Raw genomic sequence first — 19,471 nt, forward strand, 5'->3', positions numbered from 1 at the left:
CATTATTAATCGATGATATCCGAATGGGGAAACCTAATATATTTAATCATATATTATCGTTATTTGAATACATAGAATAACGAAGTAAACCAGGAGAACTGAAACATCTAAGTATCCTGAGGAAAAGAAATCAATAGAGATTTCCTTAGTAGTGGCGAGCGAACAGGAAAAAGCCCAGAGATATATGTATTTATTGTGTTAGTAGAAATAACTGGAAAGTTATACAATATAGGGTGATAGTCCCGTATATTAAAATATAATAAATATAATCTCGAAGAGTAGAACGAGACACGTGAAATCTTGTTTGAATATAGGGGGATCATCCTCTAAGGCTAAATACTACTGACTGACCGATAGTGAACTAGTACCGTGAGGGAAAGGTGAAAAGAACCCCGGTTAGGGGAGTGAAATAGAACCTGAAATCATATACGTACAAGCAGTAGGAGCATTTTTAAAAAAATGTGACTGCGTACCTTTTGTATAATGGGTCAGCGAGTTATATTTTGTAGCAAGGTTAACTGTATAAGGAAGCCGTAGGGAAACCGAGTCTTAAAAGGGCGTTCAGTTGCAAGATATAGACCCGAAACCCGGTGATCTAACCATGAGCAGGTTGAAGGTTTGGTAATTCTTACTGGAGGACCGAACCGACTAATGTTGAAAAATTAGCGGATGACTTGTGGTTAGGGGTGAAAGGCCAATCAAACCGGGAGATAGCTGGTTCTCCCCGAAAGCTATTTAGGTAGCGCCTCGTGTAATTCATATTCGGGGGTAGAGCTCTGTTTCGGTTAGGGAATCTTCCAGATTTACCAATCCGATGCAAACTTCAAATACCGAATAATGCTATCACGGGAGACACACAGCGGGTGCTAACGTCCGTTGTGGAGAGGGAAACAACCCAGATCGCTAGCTAAGGTCCCTAAGTTATAATTAAGTGGGAAACGAAGTGGGAAGGCATAAACAGCCAGGATGTTGGCTTAGAAGCAGCCATCATTTAAAGAAAGCGTAATAGCTCACTGGTCTAGTCGTCCTGCGCGGAAGATTTAACGGGGCTAAATTATACACCGAAGCTGCGACAATAAATATTTTTTTTTATTGGGTAGGGGAGCGTTCTGTAAGTTGCTGAAGATAAGTTGTGAAATTTATTGGAAATATCAGAAGTGCGAATGCTGACATGAGTAACGATAAAATAGGTGAAAAACCTATTCGCCGAAAGACTAAGGGTTCCTATCCAACGGTAATCGGGGTAGGGTAAGTCGAAACCTAAGATGAGGCTGAAAAGCGTAATCGATGGACAACAGGTTAATATTCCTGTACTCATTATTATCGCGAAGGGGGGACGAAGAAGGTTAGATTAGCCAAGTGATGGTAGTCTTGGTTTAAACGTTTAGATGGATTATTTAGGAAAATCCGAATAATTAACAACATTAAGGCGTGATGACGAAATACTTTACTGTATTTAAGTAATTAATACCATGCTTACAAGAAAATCCTCTAAGCTCTAAATAATATTGAATCGTACTCTAAACCGACACAGGTGGTCAGGTAGAGAATACTAAGGCGCTTGAGAGAACTCAGGTGAAGGAACTAGGCAAAATAGTGCCGTAACTTCGGGAGAAGGCACGCTGATTGTAAGTGAAGAAATTTACTTTTGGAGCTGAAATCAGTCTAAGATAATAGCTGGCTGCAACTGTTTATTAAAAACACAGCACTGTGCAAACACGTAAGTGGACGTATACGGTGTGACGCCTGCCCGGTGCCGGAAGGTTAATTGATGGGGTTATTATTTTAATAAGAAGCTCCTGATCGAAGCCCCGGTAAACGGCGGCCGTAACTATAACGGTCCTAAGGTAGCGAAATTCCTTGTCGGGTAAGTTCCGACCTGCACGAATGGCGTAATGATGGCCAGACTGTCTCCACCTGAGACTCAGTGAAATTGAAATTGCTGTGAAGATGCAGTGTACCCGCGGCAAGACGGAAAGACCCCGTGAACCTTTACTATAGCTTGATATTGATTAATAGATATTGATGTGTAGGATAGGTGGGAGACAACGAAGTATCAACGCTAGTTGATATGGAGTCAACCTTGAAATACCACCCTTTAATATTTATTATTCTAACCTAAACCCGTGATCCGGGTTAGAGACAGTGTCTGGTGGGTAGTTTGACTGGGGCGGTCTCCTCCTAAAAAGTAACGGAGGAGTACTAAGGTCAGCTAATCACGGTTGGAAATCGTGAGGTTAGTACAAAGGCAAAAGCTGGCTTAACTGTAAGAATGACAATTCGAACAGATGCGAAAGCAGGTCTTAGTGATCCGGTGGTTCTGTATGATAAGGCCATCGCTCAACGGATAAAAGGTACTCCGGGGATAACAGGCTAATACCGCCCAAGAGTTCATATCGACGGCGGTGTTTGGCACCTCGATGTCGGCTCATCACATCCTGGGGCTGTAGTAGGTCCCAAGGGTATGGCTGTTCGCCATTTAAAGTGGTACGCGAGCTGGGTTTAGAACGTCGTGAGACAGTTCGGTCCCTATCTGCCGTGGGCGTTGGAAGATTGAAAGAATTTACTCCTAGTACGAGAGGACCGGAGTGAACGTATCTCTGGTGTTCGGGTTGTTATGCCAATAGCATTGCCCGGTAGCTAAATACGGAAAAGATAAGCGCTGAAAGCATATAAGCGCGAAACTTATCTTAAGATTAATCTTCCCTGAATTTTTATTAATTATTTATAAAAATTCCTTAAGGGACGTTAAAGACTATGACGTTGATAGGCTGAGTGTGTAAGCATAGTAATATGTTGAGCTAATCAGTACTAATAAACACCCGTGAGTCTTAACCTTACAACACCAGAATCGTTTAAATTTAATTATTAATTGATTAATTAATTATTTTATAGTTTAATATAAAATATTTCCTGGTATAAATAACGCAATGGTACCACCTGAATCCATTCCGAACTCAGAAGTGAAACGTTGTTGTGCCGATGGTAGTGTGAGGTTTGACCTCATGTAAGAGTAGGTAAATACCAGGAATAATAAAATAAATAATATGTAATGTATAAAAAAAAATCTTGTAAATATTCATTAAAAAAATTAAATACTTTTAATATAAATATTAAAGCTTGTAAAATTGTAAAAGTTAAAGATTTAAAACAATTATGTTTATTATGGAATGAATATAAAAAAAAAAAATTTCCTTGTATAATTTTAGGAGAAGGTAGTAATGTTTTATTTTTAAAAAATTTTTACGGTTTAGTTATTATTAATAGAATTAAAGGTATGTATATAATTGAATCTAAAAAATACTGGCATTTACATATAAATTCTGGAGAAAATTGGCATAAACTTGTAAAATTTACAATTAAAAATAAAATTTATGGTTTAGAAAATCTAGCTCTTATTCCGGGATGTGTAGGTTCTGCTCCAATTCAAAATATTGGTGCTTATGGTTCTAGTATACAAGATTTTTGTAAATATGTAGATATCATCGATCCTATCAGTAAAAAAATTAGAAGAATTAATAAAGAAAAATGTAATTTTAAATATAGAGATAGTATTTTTAAATACAGTTATAAAAATTATATAATCATTTCTATAGGGTTATCTTTATCTAAAAAATGGATTCCAAATTTAAATTATAATGATTTAAAAAAATTAAAATACAATAATGTTACTCCTAAAATAATTTTTAATTATATTTGTAATATTAGAAAAAAAAAAATTCCTCATCCTAAAATTCATGGTAATGCAGGAAGTTTTTTTAAAAATCCAATTATATCTCCTATATTAGGTTTAAAATTATTAAAAATATTTTCTGATATGCCTTTTACTTTAGAAAAAAATAATTTTAAGTTATCTGCAGGATGGTTAATTGATAAATGTAAATTTAAAGGATATATAAGAAATGGAGTAATGGTATATTCAAAACAATCTCTAGTTATTATAAATAAATTTAATAATTCATCAGGAATAGATATTCTTAAATTAGCCATAAAAATATATAATACAGTAGGAAAAAAATTTGGAATCTGGTTAGAACCAGAAATTAAAATTATAGGTAATTATGGAGAAATAAATCCCTGTGTTTTTTTTAAAAAAAAATAATTTATTTTAAGAAAATAACCTTTTAAAAATTATTTTCAAAGCTAAAACATAACCATATGTTCCTAATCCTAAAATAACTCCATCAGAAATATCTGAAAAAAATGATTTTTTCCTAAAAATTTCTCTTTTATGAATATTTGTAATATGTACCTCTATAAAAGGAATATTTATTCCTAATAAAGTATCCCGTAAAGCAATACTGGTATGAGTAAAAGCAGCAGGATTAAAAATAATATAATTAAAATTATCTTTATATTTAATTAAATAATTAATTAATTTATGTTCTGCATTAGATTGAAAATGACTTAATTTACAATTTTTTTTTTGAGCTATTTTACATAAAATATTAATAATATCTTTTAAAGATTCATTTCCATATATTTGAGTTTCTCTAGTACCTAAAAGATCTAAATTAGGACCATTTAAAACTAAAATATGATAATTTATATTTTTCATATATTATATACTTTACTTAAAAATTAAAAAATTTTTATTTTATTATATTAAAATATATATATTTTATAAAGTATATATTTTTTAAGAATTTATTTATTTATAATAAATAATATATTTATGAGAAATAAAATGATATTATTTATTATAAATATAAAAAACTACATTTAATTAAATTAATTATAAAATATAAAATTAGGTTTTTTTATCATGTTTAAAAAATTTCGGGGAATGTTTTCCAATGATTTATCGATAGATTTAGGAACAGCAAATACTTTAATTTATGTTAAAGGAAAAGGAATTGTTTTAAATGAGCCTTCTGTTGTAGCAATTAGACAAGATAAAGCAGGTTTTCTTAAAAGTGTAGCAGCTGTTGGATATAATGCTAAACAAATGTTAGGAAGAACTCCAGGAAATATTTCTGCAATTAGACCTATGAAAGATGGTGTTATAGCAGATTTTTTTATTACTGAAAAAATGTTACAACATTTTATTAAACAAGTCCATAGTAATAGTTTTATGAAACCAAGTCCAAGAGTATTGGTATGTGTTCCTGTTGGAGCTACTCAAGTTGAAAGAAGAGCAATACGTGAATCAGCACAAGGAGCTGGAGCTAGAGAAGTTTTTTTAATAGAAGAGCCTATGGCTGCTGCCATTGGAGCAGGTTTGCCTGTTTCAGAAGCAACAGGTTCTATGGTCATAGATATAGGAGGTGGAACTACTGAAGTAGCAGTAATATCACTAAATGGAGTAGTATATTCATCTTCAGTTAGAATAGGAGGAGATAGATTTGACGAAGCTATTATTAATCATGTAAGACGTAATTATGGGTCTTTAATTGGAGAAGCTACAGCTGAAAAAATTAAACATAAGATAGGATCAGCTTACAATAATAATGAAGAATTATTAGAAATGGAAGTAAGAGGAAGAAATTTAGCTGAAGGAGTACCAAGAGGATTTACATTAAATTCAAATGAAATTTTAGAAGCACTTCAAGAACCTTTAACAGGTATAGTTAGTGCGGTAATGATTGCATTAGAACAATGCCCACCAGAATTAGCAGCTGATATAGCAGAAAAAGGAATGGTATTAACAGGAGGAGGAGCATTATTAAAAAATTTTGATAAATTATTAATTGAAGAAACAGGTATACCAGTATCTATTGCTGAAGATCCATTAACTTGTGTAGCAAGAGGAGGGGGAAAAGCTTTAGATATGATTGATATACATGGAGGTGATTTATTTAGTGAAGAATAAAATTATTCTTAAATTAAGATGATAAATTTATGAAATTAATTTTTAACAAAAAACCTATTTTTAGATCAAGAATAATTATTACTATAATAATTTCTATTATAATTATAATTACAGATATATATTCTGATTATTTAATAGAATTAAGGTATTCTATTACTAATAGAATTAGTCCAATTTATTTTTTTTTAAATAAACCATTTTTTTTATATAAAAAAACATTAAATTATTTTAAAGAAAATAATTTATTACAAAAAAAAAATAAATATTTATATAATAAAATATTAAAACAAAATATTAAGTTGTATAGTTTACAAAAAATTAAATATGATAACATCAATCTAAGAAATATTTTACAATTATCTATTTTAAAGAAAAAAAAAAATATTTTGGCTGAAATAATACCTGTCTATTTCCCTAGACATAAAGATATAATATTTATTAATAAAGGATTAAAAGATAATATAACTCCAGGAACAGTAGTTCTTAATGATAAAGGTGTTGTAGGCCAAATAATAACGAGTACTAATAAAAGTAGTCAAGTTTCATTAATTTGTAATAAAAAAATTTTTTTACCAGTACAAATTAAAAACAGCGATATTAAATTTATAATTAGTGGTAATGGATGTACAAAAAATTTACAATCAGAATATATATCTACAGATATTATCCTTAATAAAGGAGATATATTAGTTACATCTGGATTAGACGAACTATATCCTATAGGATATCCAGTAGGTGTTATCACTGAAATATTTTTTGATAAAAGAAAAAATTTTAATATAGCTTATGTAAAACCATTTTTTCAAATAGAAAAAATAAAATATTTAATATTATTAATAAATTCAAAATAAAATATGAAAAATTATTTCTTAAGATTATTTATTTATATGACTTTTATAATATCATTATTTTTACAAGTTTTATTCACTAAAAATAGTAATATTATTTTACAGATACCTTGGTTAATATTAATTTTAATTTATTGGATTTTAAAATATCCATATATAATTAATATTATTACAAGTTTTTTTATAGGATTATTAATCGATTTTTTTACTGATTATATATTAGGAGTACACAGTTTACTATTATGTATAGTAACATATATTTTATTATATAATCATAAATTAATATTAAATTTAAATATATTCTATAAATTTTTACTAATTATATATATTTCTTTAATAAGAAATATTATTGTTTATTATATAAATAATATACATTCTTCTTATCAAGAATTATTTTTACAAAGTATTATTAATAGTTTTATATGGATTATTATTTATTATAAAATGGGAAAGTTTTATGATAAATATCGAGAATATTTTTTTTCATAAAACAAAACATTATCATTGTAATGATAATGTTTTGTTTTAAATATAAAATTTAATAAATTATTCTTATTTATAAACATATATTATTTTTTGGTAACCCGGCAATATTTAAAGCTTGTTTTAAAATTCCATTAGGAAATAATTGAAAAAGGATAATACTATCCCAATAAGTATTATTATATTTCTTTTTTAAAGTATTAATTAATATACGTAAATTAGGAATTATTTTATATTTAAAAAATAAAAATCTTAATATATGTATTACTTTCCAATGATTTGCAGTTAATATAATATTTTCTGAAAATGCAATTTTTACTGCTATTTTTTCATTCCATGAAGAATATTTTTTTTGATATAAAGACATATTCATACTTTACTTGAAATTAAATATATTTAAATAATGAAAATATTTTAAATAGGAGGAAGAGAGATTCGAACTCTCGAATAGTTTCCTATTTCCGGTTTTCAAGACCGGTGCCTTCAACCTCTCGGCCATTCCTCCAAACAATAACATCAAATACTTTTAATATAATATTATATTTTATAAAACAATTAAAGTAAATATTTTAAATAATTAAATACTACAAAATATGAAAAATAATAATTTAAAATTAGGTTATTTATATATTATTGCTACACCTATAGGTAATTTTAATGATATAAGTAAAAGAGCTTTAATTACCTTAAATAAGGTTGATTATATTTTAGCCGAAGATACAAGAAAAATAGGAATATTATTAAAATTTTTTAATATAAAAAAAAAAATATATTCATATTATGAATATAACGAAAAAAAAAAAATAAATTTTTTTTTAAAAAAAATTAACCAAGGATATAATATTGCATTAGTTTCTGATGCAGGAACTCCATTAATAAATGATCCTGGATATAGGATTGTTCAATTATGTCGTACAAAATATATCAATATAAAAATTATTCCTATTCCAGGACCATGCGCAGCTATTTTAGCATTATCTATTTCAGGATTACCAACAAATAGATTTTGTTATGAAGGTTTTTTACCTCATAAAAAAAATAAAAGAATTAAAAGATTAAATGAATTAAAATTAGAAAATAGAACATTAATTCTTTATGAATCAACACATAGAATATTAAAATGTTTATATGATATAAAAAAAATTTTTGGTAAAGATAGATATATAGTTTTTATAAAAGAATTAACAAAAAAATGGGAAAGTATATATGGAAATAATATATCTAATTTAATTAAATGGCTAAAATTAGATGTAAATAGACTTAAAGGAGAGATAGTATTAGTTATTAAAGGATATAAAGAATCTATTAATAGTAAAGATCAATTATCTCCTAAAGTAATTCAAACATTTTTAAAACTAAAAAAAGAATTATCAATAAAAAAAGCAATAAAAATAACTTCTGATATTTTTTCCATTAAAAAAAATTTATTATATAAATTTTATATAAAAAAAAATACTAATTATAATAATAATAAGGTAGAATAATTATTCTAAAGTTAATTAAAACAGTCGCTTTTATTAATTAATAAAAGAGGAAAGTCCGGACTCCATAGGGTATGGTGCCAGATAATTACTGGGAAGTTTAAACTTACGAATAGTGCAACAGAAAAAATACCGCCTTTTAAAAAAAAGGGTAAGGGTGAAAAGGTGTGGTAAAAGCATACCGGTATATTAGTAATAATATATGTCAATGTAAACTCCACCAGGAGCAAGGCTAAATAAGATTCGTATAACCCGTACTATGAATCTGGGTAAGCTGCTTGAAATAATAAGTGATTATTATTCTAGATAAATGACTGTTTTAAACAGAATCCGGCTTAAAAATTAACTTTATATATATGAAAAAGCATATTTTATTCAAAAAAATTATGCTTTTTCATAAGCATATAAAATATTTTGCATTAAAATTGCTACTGTAATTGGACCAACTCCTCCAGGCACAGGAGTAATATAAGAAGCTCTTTTTTTTGCTAAATTAAAATCTATATCACCTACAATTTGATTATTATCAATTTTATTAATACCAACATCAATTACAATAGCACCTATCTTAATCCAATGACCTGGTATAAAATTTGGTTTTCCAATAGCTACTATTAATAAATCAGCATACTTAATATGATGATATAGATTTTTTGTAAAACGGTGTGTAACAGTAATAGTACATCTATTTAATAATAATTCCATAGCTATTGGTCTTCCAACTATATTAGAAGCTCCCACAATTACTGCATTAAGACCACATATATTAATATTATAATATTTTAATATTTTTAATATCCCTAAAGATGTACAAGGACGTAATAAAGGAACTCTTTGACATAAACGTCCAATATTATAAGGATGAAAACCATCAACATCTTTTAATGGGTTTATTTTTTCTAAAATTTTAATTTTATTTATTTTTTTAGGTAAAGGTAATTGGATTAAAATACCATCAATATATTTATTTTTGTTTAAAAAATTAATAATTTCAATTATTTTATTTTCATTAGTATTTTCAGATAGATTATATTTGGTATAAAAAATACCTAATTTTTCACACATTTTTAATTTGTTTTTAACATAAATTTTTGATGCAGGATTATTTCCTATTAAAATTACACCTAAACCAGGTTTTCTTTTTTTTTTTAAAAAAATATTTTTTATTTTTTTACGAATTTTAAAATATATTTTTTCTGCAATAATATTGCCATTAATGATTTTAGCATTCATTTTAAATTACTCATTTTTTAAATAAAATTATTAATTCAAATTAATTTTTTAATTAATTTGAATATATATTATAATAATGATATTATTAGATTAAATAATTATTTTGCGCTCTTAGCTCAGTAGGATAGAGCAATAGCCTTCTAAGCTATTTGTCACAGGTTCGAATCCTGTAGAGCGCAAAAAACATTAAAAATAATAGCTTTATTATTATATTTTTTCAAAAATTTTATAAACAAGTAAAATAAAATATTTCATTAAAATAATTTATTAATTTTTAAATATTTTTTATAAAATTTATATTTTTTCTAATTTTAAATTTAAATTATATTTAATATAAAAACTCATTTTTATGAGTAAAATGTTTAAAAAAATTACATTATTATAAATAAAAAATTAAATTACTAAATAAGATAGTAATAAAATTATATTTTTATCTTTTCTTTATTTTATTTATTATTTATTAAAAAAATAATTTTTTATAAAAATTTTGTTATTTTTTATAAAAAAAATTACTATTGGTGGGTCGTGCAGGATTTGAACCTGCGACCAATTGATTAAAAGTCAACTGCTCTACCAACTGAGCTAACGACCCATTGAATAAACTATAAATTATATGGGTGATGACGGATTTGAACCGGCGACCCCCTCCTTGTAAGGGAGGTACTCTACCAACTGAGCTAATCACCCTAAAAGGTAATTCTTATATGCTATATTTTTTAATACTCAGATGTCAATATTTTTATTAAAAATATTTAAAATAAAAATAAAATAAATTAAAATTTAATAATATTAATCTATAGAAAAAATTATATATTATGAAAATAATAACTAGATTTGCACCAAGTCCAACTGGTTACCTACATATAGGTAATATACGTACTGCTTTATATTCATGGTTATTTGCTAAAAAAAATAAAGGTCAATTTATCTTAAGAATTGAAAATACTGATTTTAAAAGATCAAAAAAAATTTTTATTAAAAATATTATTAATACTTTAAAATGGTTAAATATTGATTGGGATAAAGGTCCATTTTTACAAAGTGAAAGAATGGTAAGATATAATAATATAATAAATATTATGCTAAATGAAGGGAAAGCTTATAAATGTTTTTGTTCTAAAGAAGAATTAGAACAAAATAAACAAAAACAAATTCTTAATAAAGAAAAAATTAAATATAATGGTAAATGTCGTAACAAGAAATTAAAAAATAATATACAATTACCTTATACTGTAAGATTACGTGTTCCTAAAAAAAATACATGTGCTACATTTATAGATACAATTAGAGGTCAAATAATAGTTGATAATAATGAATTAGATGATTTCATAATTAGAAGATCAGATGGAATTCCAACCTATAATTTTTGTGTAGTTATAGATGATTGGGATATGAAAATAACTCATGTTATTAGAGGTGAAGAACATATTAATAATACACCAAAACAAATACACATTATTAATGCTATTGGAGCATATATTCCTATATATACACATGTTTCTATAATTAAAGATAAATCAGGAAAAAAAATTTCTAAAAGAGATGGTAATTTTAATATTTTAAAATATAAAGAAAATGGTTATTTACCTATTGCGTTATTAAATTATATTTTACGTTTAGGATGGTCTTACGGAAATAAAGAAATTTTTTCATTAGAAGAAATGCAAAAATTATTTAATTTAAAAAATTTAAGTAAATCATCTAGTATTTTTGATATAAATAAACTTAATTGGTTTAATAAATATTATTTAAGTAAATTTTCAGAAAATGATATTATTGATTATTTAAAAAAATTTTGTACTAAAAATAGTATTAATATTAATAATGGTCCTAAATTAAAAAACTTATATCAAATTTTTCATAAAAGATGTAATACTTTAAAAGAAATAAATAATTTATGTTTTATTTTTTATAAAAATCCTAATTATCAAAATAATTTATTAATTAGAAATTACTTAAATATAGATACCAAAATAATTTTAGAAATATTTAAAAAAAAAATAATCCATATCAAAATATGGTCTATAGAATCTATTAATAATATTTTCAAAAAAATATTATTAAAATTAAATATTTCTTATAAAAAAGCAGCTATGACTTTACGTTTAGCTATTACTGGAATAAAAAATACCCCTCCTATTAATTATATAATTTATTTAATGGGAAGAGAAAAAATTATTTATCATATTAATAATGCAATAAATTTTATTTAAAAATAAAATATTAAAATAATAAAATTAAAATAAATATACTTTTCTTTTCTTTTATATTAATTTCTTAATCTAGGTGTTATTAGTTGCTTTTTTATAGCAGCTGATAACTCATCTAAAGATGAGTTTTCTGAATGTTCATTGTCAAGAGGTTCACTGGATAATTGAACTTCTGATAAATAGGTATGTATTGGTTGACCATTATCATCCTCCATTACTACATGATACCAAGGTTTATTACGTAATTTTTTACTTTCTGCAACTTCATTAATTTTAGGATCATGTAAAGAATATTCAGGATCAATATCAACTATAACTCCTAAAAAACCTAATAATTTATGTCTTACTTGTTGACCAATACCAAATTTACTGGTAATCATTATTAATGATCCTTCCTAAGAAATATTATAGTTTTTATAGTAATTATATAATAAACTTATCTAAAATTAAATATTTATTTAAATTAAACTATAAAAATTAAACTAATTTTTATATATTATTAAAATAATTTTAAATATAAAATTTTTTAAAAAAAAAGAGAAAAAATATATGGTAAGACCAATTTGTGCTATTATAAATAGCAATGCATTAAAAAATAATTTAAAAATAATAAAAAAAATTGCATATAAATCTAAAGTTTGGGCTGTATTAAAAGCAGATGCTTATGGACATGGTATTAAAAATATTTATTCTGTAATAAAATATGACAGTGATGGTTTTGCTATTTTAACATTAGATGAAGCTATAATTTTAAGAAAAAATGGTTGTATTAAACCAATTCTTTTACTAGAAGGTTTTTTTAATAGAGAGGAATTATATTTAATTTATAAATATTTTTTAACTATTACAATACATAATAAATGGCAACTTAATAATTTAATTAAATTCAAATCAAAATACCCTATTAATATATATATAAAAATTAATACTGGAATGAATAGATTAGGATTTCCTATAAAAGATGTTATTCCAATAATAAATATTATTAAAAAAAAAATTAATGTTTATAACATAACTTTAATGACTCATTTTGCTGATGCATCTAAAAATTCTTCTTTTGTTAAAAAACAAATAAATAATATTAAAAATATTATTAATATTTATCATAATTTTTCATACTCATTTGCTAATTCAGCAGCAATATTATGGCATTCATATAGTTATTATGATTGGATAAGAACTGGTATAATTTTATATGGTGCTTCACCTACAGGTGTTTGGGAAGATATTGCTAAAAAAAAAATACAACCAGTAATGACATTAAAAAGTAAAATAATATCTATTCAAAAAATATATCCAGGAGATATTATAGGATATAATTGTCAATATTATACAAATACAAAAAATAGAATAGGAATTATTGCATGTGGATATGCTGATGGTTATCCTAGAAATATTAATCATAATAAAACATATGTTTTAATTAAAGGTATTAAAACATTAATATTAGGTAGTATATCTATGGATATGATAGTAGTAGATTTAAATAATATCCCTACAGCTAAAATAGGAAGTTCAGTTGAATTATGGGGAGAAAATATTAAAATTGATGATATAGCTAAGTCTTCTAATACTATCGGATATGAATTAATGTGTTCTGTTTCAAAAAGAGTACCTAGAATTTTAAAATAACTTTTTAAAATTTTTTAAAAAAAAATATAAAAAATAGTAGATTTTATATTTATTTTTTTATTATTTTGTTTAAATTATTTATATTTATTCTAACAAACAAAGGTTTAAATTTACTAATTTTTGTATTAATTAAAGGCAATTTAATATTTTTTAAACATAATTTATTTTTTAAAAATAATTCCGTTTTTTTAGATAAAATAGGCATAATTGGTTTTAAATATATCATTATTAAACGAAACATATTAATTCCCATAGAACAAATATTATGAACTTCTTTTCTTTTAAAATTATTTTTAATTAATAACCATGGTTTATATTTATCTATATAATAATTAGCTTTATCTGATAAAATTATTATTTGTTTAATAACATCATTAAATTTACCTTGTATAAAATATTCATGAATAACCTCAGATTTTTTAACAAATTTTAAATATAGAGACATATCAATATTTTTAGCTAAATTATCATTAAAATAATTATTAATAAAATATGCATTTCTTGAAGCTAAATTAACAATTTTATTTACGATATCTCCATTTATTTTAAAAATGAAATCAGAAAAATTAAAATCAATATCATTAATATTATGTGATAATTTAGAAGCATAATAATAACGTAAACTATCAGAATCCATAAAATTTAACCATTTTTTTGCAGTAATAAAATTACCTTTTGATTTTGACATTTTTAATCCATTTAATGTTACATGACCATGAACAAATAATTTAGTAGGTTTTCTAAAATTACTTCCTTCTAATATTGCAGGCCAAAATAAACTATGAAAATAAATAATATCTTTTCCAATAAAATGATATAATTCTGTATCTGAATCTTTTTTCCACCATTCATAAAAATTAATTTTTTTATTATCACATAAATTTTTAAAAGTACTTATATAACCTATTGGTGCATCTAACCATACATAGAAATATTTATTAAAAGATTTAGGTATTTTAAAACCAAAATATGGACTATCTCTTGTAATATCCCATTTTTTTAAACCTAAAGTAAACCATTCACATATTTTATTTTTTATTTTTTTATTTAAAACACCAGAATAAATCCATTTTTTTAAAAAATTACTAAATTGAGGTAGATCAAAAAAAAAATGTTCAGAATTACATAATATAGGAGTAGTATTAGATAAAACAGAAATTGGATTAATTAAATCTATAGAAGAATAAGTAGTACCACAATTTTCACAGTGATCTCCATATTGGTTTATAGATTTACAATTAGGACATGATCCTTTTATAAATCTATCAGGTAAAAAAATATTATGAACAAAATCATATAATTGTTGAATAATTCTTTTTTTAATAAAATTTCGTTTTTTTAAACGATTAAAAATTAATTTAGCAAAAAAAAAGTTTTCCCTACTATGTGTAGTATAGTAGTTATCATAACTAATATTAAATTTTTTTAAATCTATAATATGTTCATTATATATTTTATTAATTAAATTTTCTGGACTTATATTTAATTGCTGAGCTTTAAGCATGACAGGAGTACCATGTGCATCATCAGCACAAATAAAAAATATTTTATTTCCACACATTCGCTGATATCGAACCCAAATATCTGCTTGTATATGTTCTAAAATATGACCTAAATGAATACTACCATTAGAATAAGGAAAAGCACATGTAACTAATATTTTTTTTTTTAATAACATAATATATTACTTATTATATTTTTATATATTTTATATATAAATTAAAATTTATTTAATATAAAAAAATATTTTAATAAAAGAGCTTAATTATAATATTATTACAAATAGGATACAATAAATATAAAGAAAATATTAAATATAAATAGCAAAAAATATCTTCATTAAGTAATTTTTTTGTAATAAGTGGTAATCTAAATTTTTTTTTATAAGGCCATAATAATGGCACTCCAAATGGAGTTAATATATCAGCAACAATATGACTACAATAACCAATAATTAACCCTAATTTAACATCAAAAATATTATTTAATTTTAAATTAATAGAAAAAATAATAAATCCAAAAACTAAAATAGATAATAAACTATGCGTAAATCCTCTATGTCCAAATATTTTATTAACTAAATAAGATAAGATTTTTATTTTACGTCCTAATATAGATTTAGGATTATCAATATCTGGTAATAAACATGTAATTATTGAAACAGGAATAATACGCCACCAATCATCATGATATAGGATCTTGGAAAAAATAAAATGTTGTATTAAAATACTACTAGTTATTGTAAATATTATATGTCCTTTAATTGTCATATAAATTTTACCTAAAAAATTAATTTACTAATTTAGCAATAATACCATTAATATTTATTTTTTTTATAATAACTTTTATTTTATCAGTAACTTTAAAAAATAATTTATTTTTATTTAAAATAATTCCTTTTTCTTGCTTAAAAATTAAATTTTTATTTAAAAATTTTTTAGGGATAAAAGCATAAGCACCATTTTCAAGAAATCTGATCTTAATACCATTATATAATATATCAATAATTTCAGATATAAAAATTTTATTACGAGTATAAATATTTTGGAAATATTGTAAATATAAAAAATTATATAAATCTTTTTGTGCTTGTTTGTATAAATAACGTTTTTGATTCATATTGATATATATATCATTTAAAGGTTTTAATATATTATATTTTTTATTTATAATTGATTTTATTAATCTATGATTAATCATATCTCCAAATTTTCTAATAGGAGAGGTCCAAGTAGCATATCTTTTTAAACCTAAAGAAAAATGAGGTCCTGGTTTTATATTAAAAAATGTAATTAATTGATATTTTTTTATTCTATTTAAAATAAATGATGATTTTGAATCTTGTAATTGATTATATAAAGTTTTATATCCTGTTAAAGTCATTAAAAATGACTTATTATATCTAATATTAGATTCATTTAATAATTCTTTTATTTTATCAATTTTATTTATATTAAAACCATAATATATATTATATACTCCAAAATCTAAATGTTTATATAATATTTCAGATGCACATATATTAGCGGTTATCATTGCAGTTTCAATTATCTTATGTGCTATTCTTCTTTTTTCTATTATTATATCTAATATATTACCTTGATTATCAATCATAAATTTATAATCTTGATTATTAAATTTTACAGTATTTTTATCATTCCATTTTTTACGATATAAATAAAATTTATATAATAAAAAAATTTGTTTTTTAATTTGACTATTATTAGGTTTCCAAGTTCCTTTTTTTTCTAACCAATCTGAAACATCATTATAATTTAATTTTGCTTTTGATTTTATCCAACCGGTAAAAAAAATTATTTTTTTATTTAAAAGACCGTTTTTATTAATTTTTATTTTACAAATTAAAACTGGTCTTTTTTTATTAGGATGTAAAGAACAAAAATTTTCTGATAATTTTTTTGGTAATAAAGAAATAGTTAATCCTGGTAAATAATTTGTAAACATTCTTTCTGAAGCTATTTGGTCTATTTTACTATCTTTCTTAATATAAGAAGTAGGATCTGCAATTGCAATATAAATTAACAATTCTTCTTCAGATATTTCTTCTATATATAATGCATCATCTATATCTTTAGTCTCTTTACTATCTATTGTAATAAAACATAATTTTGTTAAATCGTGTCTATTTATATTTTCATCTAAAAATTCTATTTTTTTACATAAATCATTACTAGGAGAATTAATTTCAAGATTATATTTTAATAATATTTCCCACCATGGTTTTAAATGTTTATTATTTATAGTTAAAATTTCTGTTATTTCTGCTACAAATGAATTATTATTTTTTTTTAAGGGATGTTGGATAATTTTTGCAATTACTTTATCACCATTTTTAAAATTATTTTTTATATTTTTTCCTATAACACATTTTATTATATTATTAAATAAAAATTTTTTTTTAGGAATAATATAAATATTATTTATATTTTTTTTTATTATTCCTTCAAAAATATTAATACTAGATTTTATTAGTTTAATTGGAATAACATTTAATTTATTATTAATATCATTTTTTATATTTGCTAATATATAGTCTCCATCCATAACATATTTTAAATAAATATAAGAAATATGATACATGTTATTTTCATCTGTTTCTAAAATAACTGTATTTTTATTTAAAATTTTTACAAAACCTTTTATAGAAGGTAAATTTTTTGAAAATTTTTTTTTTAATTTGAAAAGTAAAATATTATTATAAAGCATAATATTAATTATTATTTATTTAAATTAAAATGGAATATCATCTTCAAAATCAAGAAGATTTTCATTTTTATTAATAGATAATTTATCATCATCATTTTTTTGTATCATATCATTAGATATGTTTGTTTTTTTGTTCCAATCATCTTTTATTTCTTTTAAATTTTTATTTTTATTTGATAAATTATTATCATGTTGTCTTATATTATTTAATATCTGCATTGTTCCTCCTATACTTACAATTATTTCAGTTATATAATTATCTTGTCCATTTTGATTTTGCCACTTTCTAGTTTGTAAATAACCTTCAATATAAACTTGGGATCCTTTTTTTAAATATTCATTAGAAATTTCAGCTAATTTACCAAATATTACAATTCTATGCCATTCGGTTTTTTCTTTATTTTCCCCAGTATTTTTATCTTTCCAATTATTCGAAGTAGCAACTATAATATTTACAACAGGATTTCCATTCGGCATATAACGTATTTCAGGATTTTTACCTAAAAAACCAATTATAATTACTTTATTAATACCTCTTCTACTAGCCATTTTTTTAATCCTTTTAACTAAAAAATTAATATTTTAAATTTTAAATAAGATAATTATTACATGAAAAATATAAATTATATAGGTAATAAATTTCCAATAAGAAAACGTAATTTTTTCATTGCATTTTTTTCTAATTGTCTTATACGTTCTGCAGATATACCATAATAATTTGCTAATTCTTGTAATGTAGTTTTTTTTTTATTTTTATTTAACCATCTTAAGTTAATAATATGACGACTACGATAATCTAATTTTTGTAAAGCTTTATATAATTTTTCTGAAATAAATTTACTCCAATTATCTTTTTCTATTATATTAGCAAAATTAGAACTATGATCTTTAAGAAAGATATTAGAATTAATTTGTTTATTTTTAAAATCGTCTTTTGTATCATCATGCATATCTTGTGCTGACATACGTGATTCCATTTCATAAACATCTTTTATAGATACTCCTAATTCTTTCGCTACCATTTTAATTTCATCTTGATTAAACCAACCTAATCTTTGTTTAGCTTTTCGTAAATTAAAAAATAATTTTCTTTGTGCTTTTGTAGTAGCAACTTTTACAATTCTCCAATTACGTAAAACATATTCATGTATTTCAGCTTTTATCCAATGAATAGCAAAAGATACTAATCTTACACCAATTTCTGGATTAAATCTCCTTACAGCTTTCATTAAACCTATATTACCTTCTTGAATAAGATCTGCTTGTTGCAATCCATATCCTGAATAATATTTAGCCACATGTATAACAAATCTTAAATGCGATAAAATCAATTTTTTAGCAGCTTCTAAATCTCCTTTATAATATAATTTTTTTGATAATTCTTGTTCTTCTTTAGCAGTTAACATTGGATAAGTATTTGTTGCATGTATATAAGAATCTAATGTACCTATAGGAAGAAGAGAAGATCTTAAATTAGAGGTAAATATATTTTTATACATTAATTCCTCCAAAAATAAAAAACATTAGTAATTAATTTTACATTAA

16 protein-coding genes, 4 tRNA genes, 2 rRNA genes and 1 other RNA gene are annotated in these 19,471 nt (G+C 23.5%); 11 read left to right on the forward strand and 12 right to left on the reverse strand.

Annotated elements, in window-relative coordinates:
* The 3 genes from GJU03_RS00015 to murB all read left to right on the forward strand — a co-directional run bounded on the left by GJU03_RS00015 (position 1) and on the right by murB (position 4,102).
* Positions 1–2,839, forward strand: a 23S ribosomal RNA gene (locus tag GJU03_RS00015).
* Between the two features lie 73 nt (positions 2,840–2,912).
* Positions 2,913–3,030 (forward strand): 5S ribosomal RNA (rrf, locus tag GJU03_RS00020).
* A 22-nt stretch (positions 3,031–3,052) separates the two neighbouring features.
* Positions 3,053–4,102, forward strand: a complete 1,050-nt coding sequence (gene murB / locus GJU03_RS00025) for a UDP-N-acetylmuramate dehydrogenase (RefSeq protein ID WP_168918669.1) — start codon at positions 3,053–3,055, stop codon at positions 4,100–4,102.
* Positions 4,103–4,108: 6 nt separating this feature from the next.
* Here murB and aroQ read toward each other — a convergent pair whose 3' ends face one another.
* The gene (gene aroQ / locus GJU03_RS00030; RefSeq protein WP_168918670.1) at positions 4,109–4,558 is read right to left on the reverse strand and encodes a type II 3-dehydroquinate dehydratase; all 450 of its coding nucleotides are present in this window, start codon (positions 4,556–4,558) and stop codon (positions 4,109–4,111) included.
* A 207-nt stretch (positions 4,559–4,765) separates the two neighbouring features.
* Here aroQ and GJU03_RS00035 point away from each other — a divergent pair, with 207 nt between their 5' ends.
* Genes GJU03_RS00035 through mreD form a run of 3 tightly spaced genes read left to right on the forward strand, consistent with a single transcriptional unit; the run spans position 4,766 to position 7,149 of the window.
* A complete protein-coding gene (locus GJU03_RS00035; protein ID WP_168918671.1) occupies positions 4,766–5,812 on the forward strand; it encodes a rod shape-determining protein in 1,047 nt (348 codons plus the stop codon).
* 29 nt (positions 5,813–5,841) lie between these two features.
* Entirely contained in the window at positions 5,842–6,663 is an 822-nt protein-coding gene (gene mreC / locus GJU03_RS00040) for a rod shape-determining protein MreC (RefSeq protein ID WP_168918672.1), read from the forward strand.
* A 3-nt stretch (positions 6,664–6,666) separates the two neighbouring features.
* Positions 6,667–7,149 (forward strand): rod shape-determining protein MreD, encoded by a 483-nt coding sequence (gene mreD, locus GJU03_RS00045; RefSeq protein ID WP_281351262.1) that lies wholly within the window; start codon positions 6,667–6,669, stop codon positions 7,147–7,149.
* A gap of 67 nt (positions 7,150–7,216) precedes the next feature.
* On the opposite strand, the gene GJU03_RS00050 is transcribed toward mreD, so the two are convergent.
* The gene (locus GJU03_RS00050; protein WP_168918674.1) at positions 7,217–7,516 is read right to left on the reverse strand and encodes a TusE/DsrC/DsvC family sulfur relay protein; all 300 of its coding nucleotides are present in this window, start codon (positions 7,514–7,516) and stop codon (positions 7,217–7,219) included.
* A gap of 47 nt (positions 7,517–7,563) precedes the next feature.
* Positions 7,564–7,648 (reverse strand) — tRNA-Ser (locus tag GJU03_RS00055).
* 88 nt (positions 7,649–7,736) lie between these two features.
* Between GJU03_RS00055 and rsmI the strand changes: the two genes are divergently transcribed.
* Together rsmI and rnpB are read left to right on the forward strand one after the other, a co-directional pair.
* The gene (gene rsmI / locus GJU03_RS00060; protein ID WP_168918675.1) at positions 7,737–8,627 is read left to right on the forward strand and encodes a 16S rRNA (cytidine(1402)-2'-O)-methyltransferase; all 891 of its coding nucleotides are present in this window, start codon (positions 7,737–7,739) and stop codon (positions 8,625–8,627) included.
* A 7-nt stretch (positions 8,628–8,634) separates the two neighbouring features.
* An RNA gene (rnpB, locus tag GJU03_RS00065) (RNase P RNA component class A) lies at positions 8,635–8,978 on the forward strand.
* Between the two features lie 30 nt (positions 8,979–9,008).
* Here the strand turns inward: rnpB and folD are convergent.
* Positions 9,009–9,857 (reverse strand): bifunctional methylenetetrahydrofolate dehydrogenase/methenyltetrahydrofolate cyclohydrolase FolD, encoded by an 849-nt coding sequence (gene folD / locus GJU03_RS00070; RefSeq protein WP_168918676.1) that lies wholly within the window; start codon positions 9,855–9,857, stop codon positions 9,009–9,011.
* 105 nt (positions 9,858–9,962) lie between these two features.
* On the opposite strand from folD, the gene GJU03_RS00075 reads away from it, so the two are divergent.
* Positions 9,963–10,036, forward strand: a tRNA-Arg gene (locus tag GJU03_RS00075).
* A 337-nt stretch (positions 10,037–10,373) separates the two neighbouring features.
* Here GJU03_RS00075 and GJU03_RS00080 read toward each other — a convergent pair.
* Positions 10,374–10,449: transfer RNA gene (locus GJU03_RS00080), tRNA-Lys, on the reverse strand.
* A 22-nt stretch (positions 10,450–10,471) separates the two neighbouring features.
* A tRNA-Val gene (locus GJU03_RS00085) sits at positions 10,472–10,544 on the reverse strand.
* Positions 10,545–10,672: 128 nt separating this feature from the next.
* Here GJU03_RS00085 and gltX point away from each other — a divergent pair.
* The gene (gltX, locus tag GJU03_RS00090) at positions 10,673–12,070 is read left to right on the forward strand and encodes a glutamate--tRNA ligase (protein WP_168918677.1); all 1,398 of its coding nucleotides are present in this window, start codon (positions 10,673–10,675) and stop codon (positions 12,068–12,070) included.
* A 56-nt stretch (positions 12,071–12,126) separates the two neighbouring features.
* Here gltX and hspQ read toward each other — a convergent pair whose 3' ends face one another.
* Positions 12,127–12,447, reverse strand: coding sequence for a heat shock protein HspQ (gene hspQ / locus GJU03_RS00095; protein ID WP_168918678.1), 321 nt, complete (start codon positions 12,445–12,447; stop codon positions 12,127–12,129).
* 169 nt (positions 12,448–12,616) lie between these two features.
* Here hspQ and alr point away from each other — a divergent pair, with 169 nt between their 5' ends.
* Positions 12,617–13,699 carry an alanine racemase gene (gene alr, locus GJU03_RS00100; protein WP_168918679.1) on the forward strand — a complete coding sequence of 361 codons (1,083 nt, stop codon included), beginning with the start codon at positions 12,617–12,619 and terminating at the stop codon, positions 13,697–13,699.
* Positions 13,700–13,748: 49 nt separating this feature from the next.
* Here the strand turns inward: alr and metG are convergent, their stop codons facing one another.
* From metG to rpoH, 5 genes are all read right to left on the reverse strand, one after another.
* On the reverse strand, positions 13,749–15,377 hold the full coding sequence (metG, locus tag GJU03_RS00105) for a methionine--tRNA ligase (protein ID WP_168918680.1): 1,629 nt from the start codon (positions 15,375–15,377) through the stop codon (positions 13,749–13,751).
* Between the two features lie 70 nt (positions 15,378–15,447).
* Positions 15,448–15,969, reverse strand: coding sequence for a metal-dependent hydrolase (locus GJU03_RS00110; protein WP_168918681.1), 522 nt, complete (start codon positions 15,967–15,969; stop codon positions 15,448–15,450).
* 19 nt (positions 15,970–15,988) lie between these two features.
* Positions 15,989–17,926: an exoribonuclease II gene (locus GJU03_RS00115; RefSeq protein ID WP_168918682.1), complete on the reverse strand. Its 1,938-nt coding sequence runs from the start codon at positions 17,924–17,926 to the stop codon at positions 15,989–15,991.
* A 24-nt stretch (positions 17,927–17,950) separates the two neighbouring features.
* Positions 17,951–18,475: a single-stranded DNA-binding protein gene (gene ssb, locus GJU03_RS00120; RefSeq protein ID WP_168918683.1), complete on the reverse strand. Its 525-nt coding sequence runs from the start codon at positions 18,473–18,475 to the stop codon at positions 17,951–17,953.
* Positions 18,476–18,549: 74 nt separating this feature from the next.
* Positions 18,550–19,425, reverse strand: a complete 876-nt coding sequence (gene rpoH, locus GJU03_RS00125) for an RNA polymerase sigma factor RpoH (protein ID WP_168918684.1) — start codon at positions 19,423–19,425, stop codon at positions 18,550–18,552.
* Positions 19,426–19,471 lie beyond the last annotated feature (46 nt).

Origin of the sequence: Enterobacteriaceae endosymbiont of Donacia bicoloricornis, assembly GCF_012567955.1 — a bacterium.
Classification (GTDB): domain Bacteria; phylum Pseudomonadota; class Gammaproteobacteria; order Enterobacterales; family Enterobacteriaceae.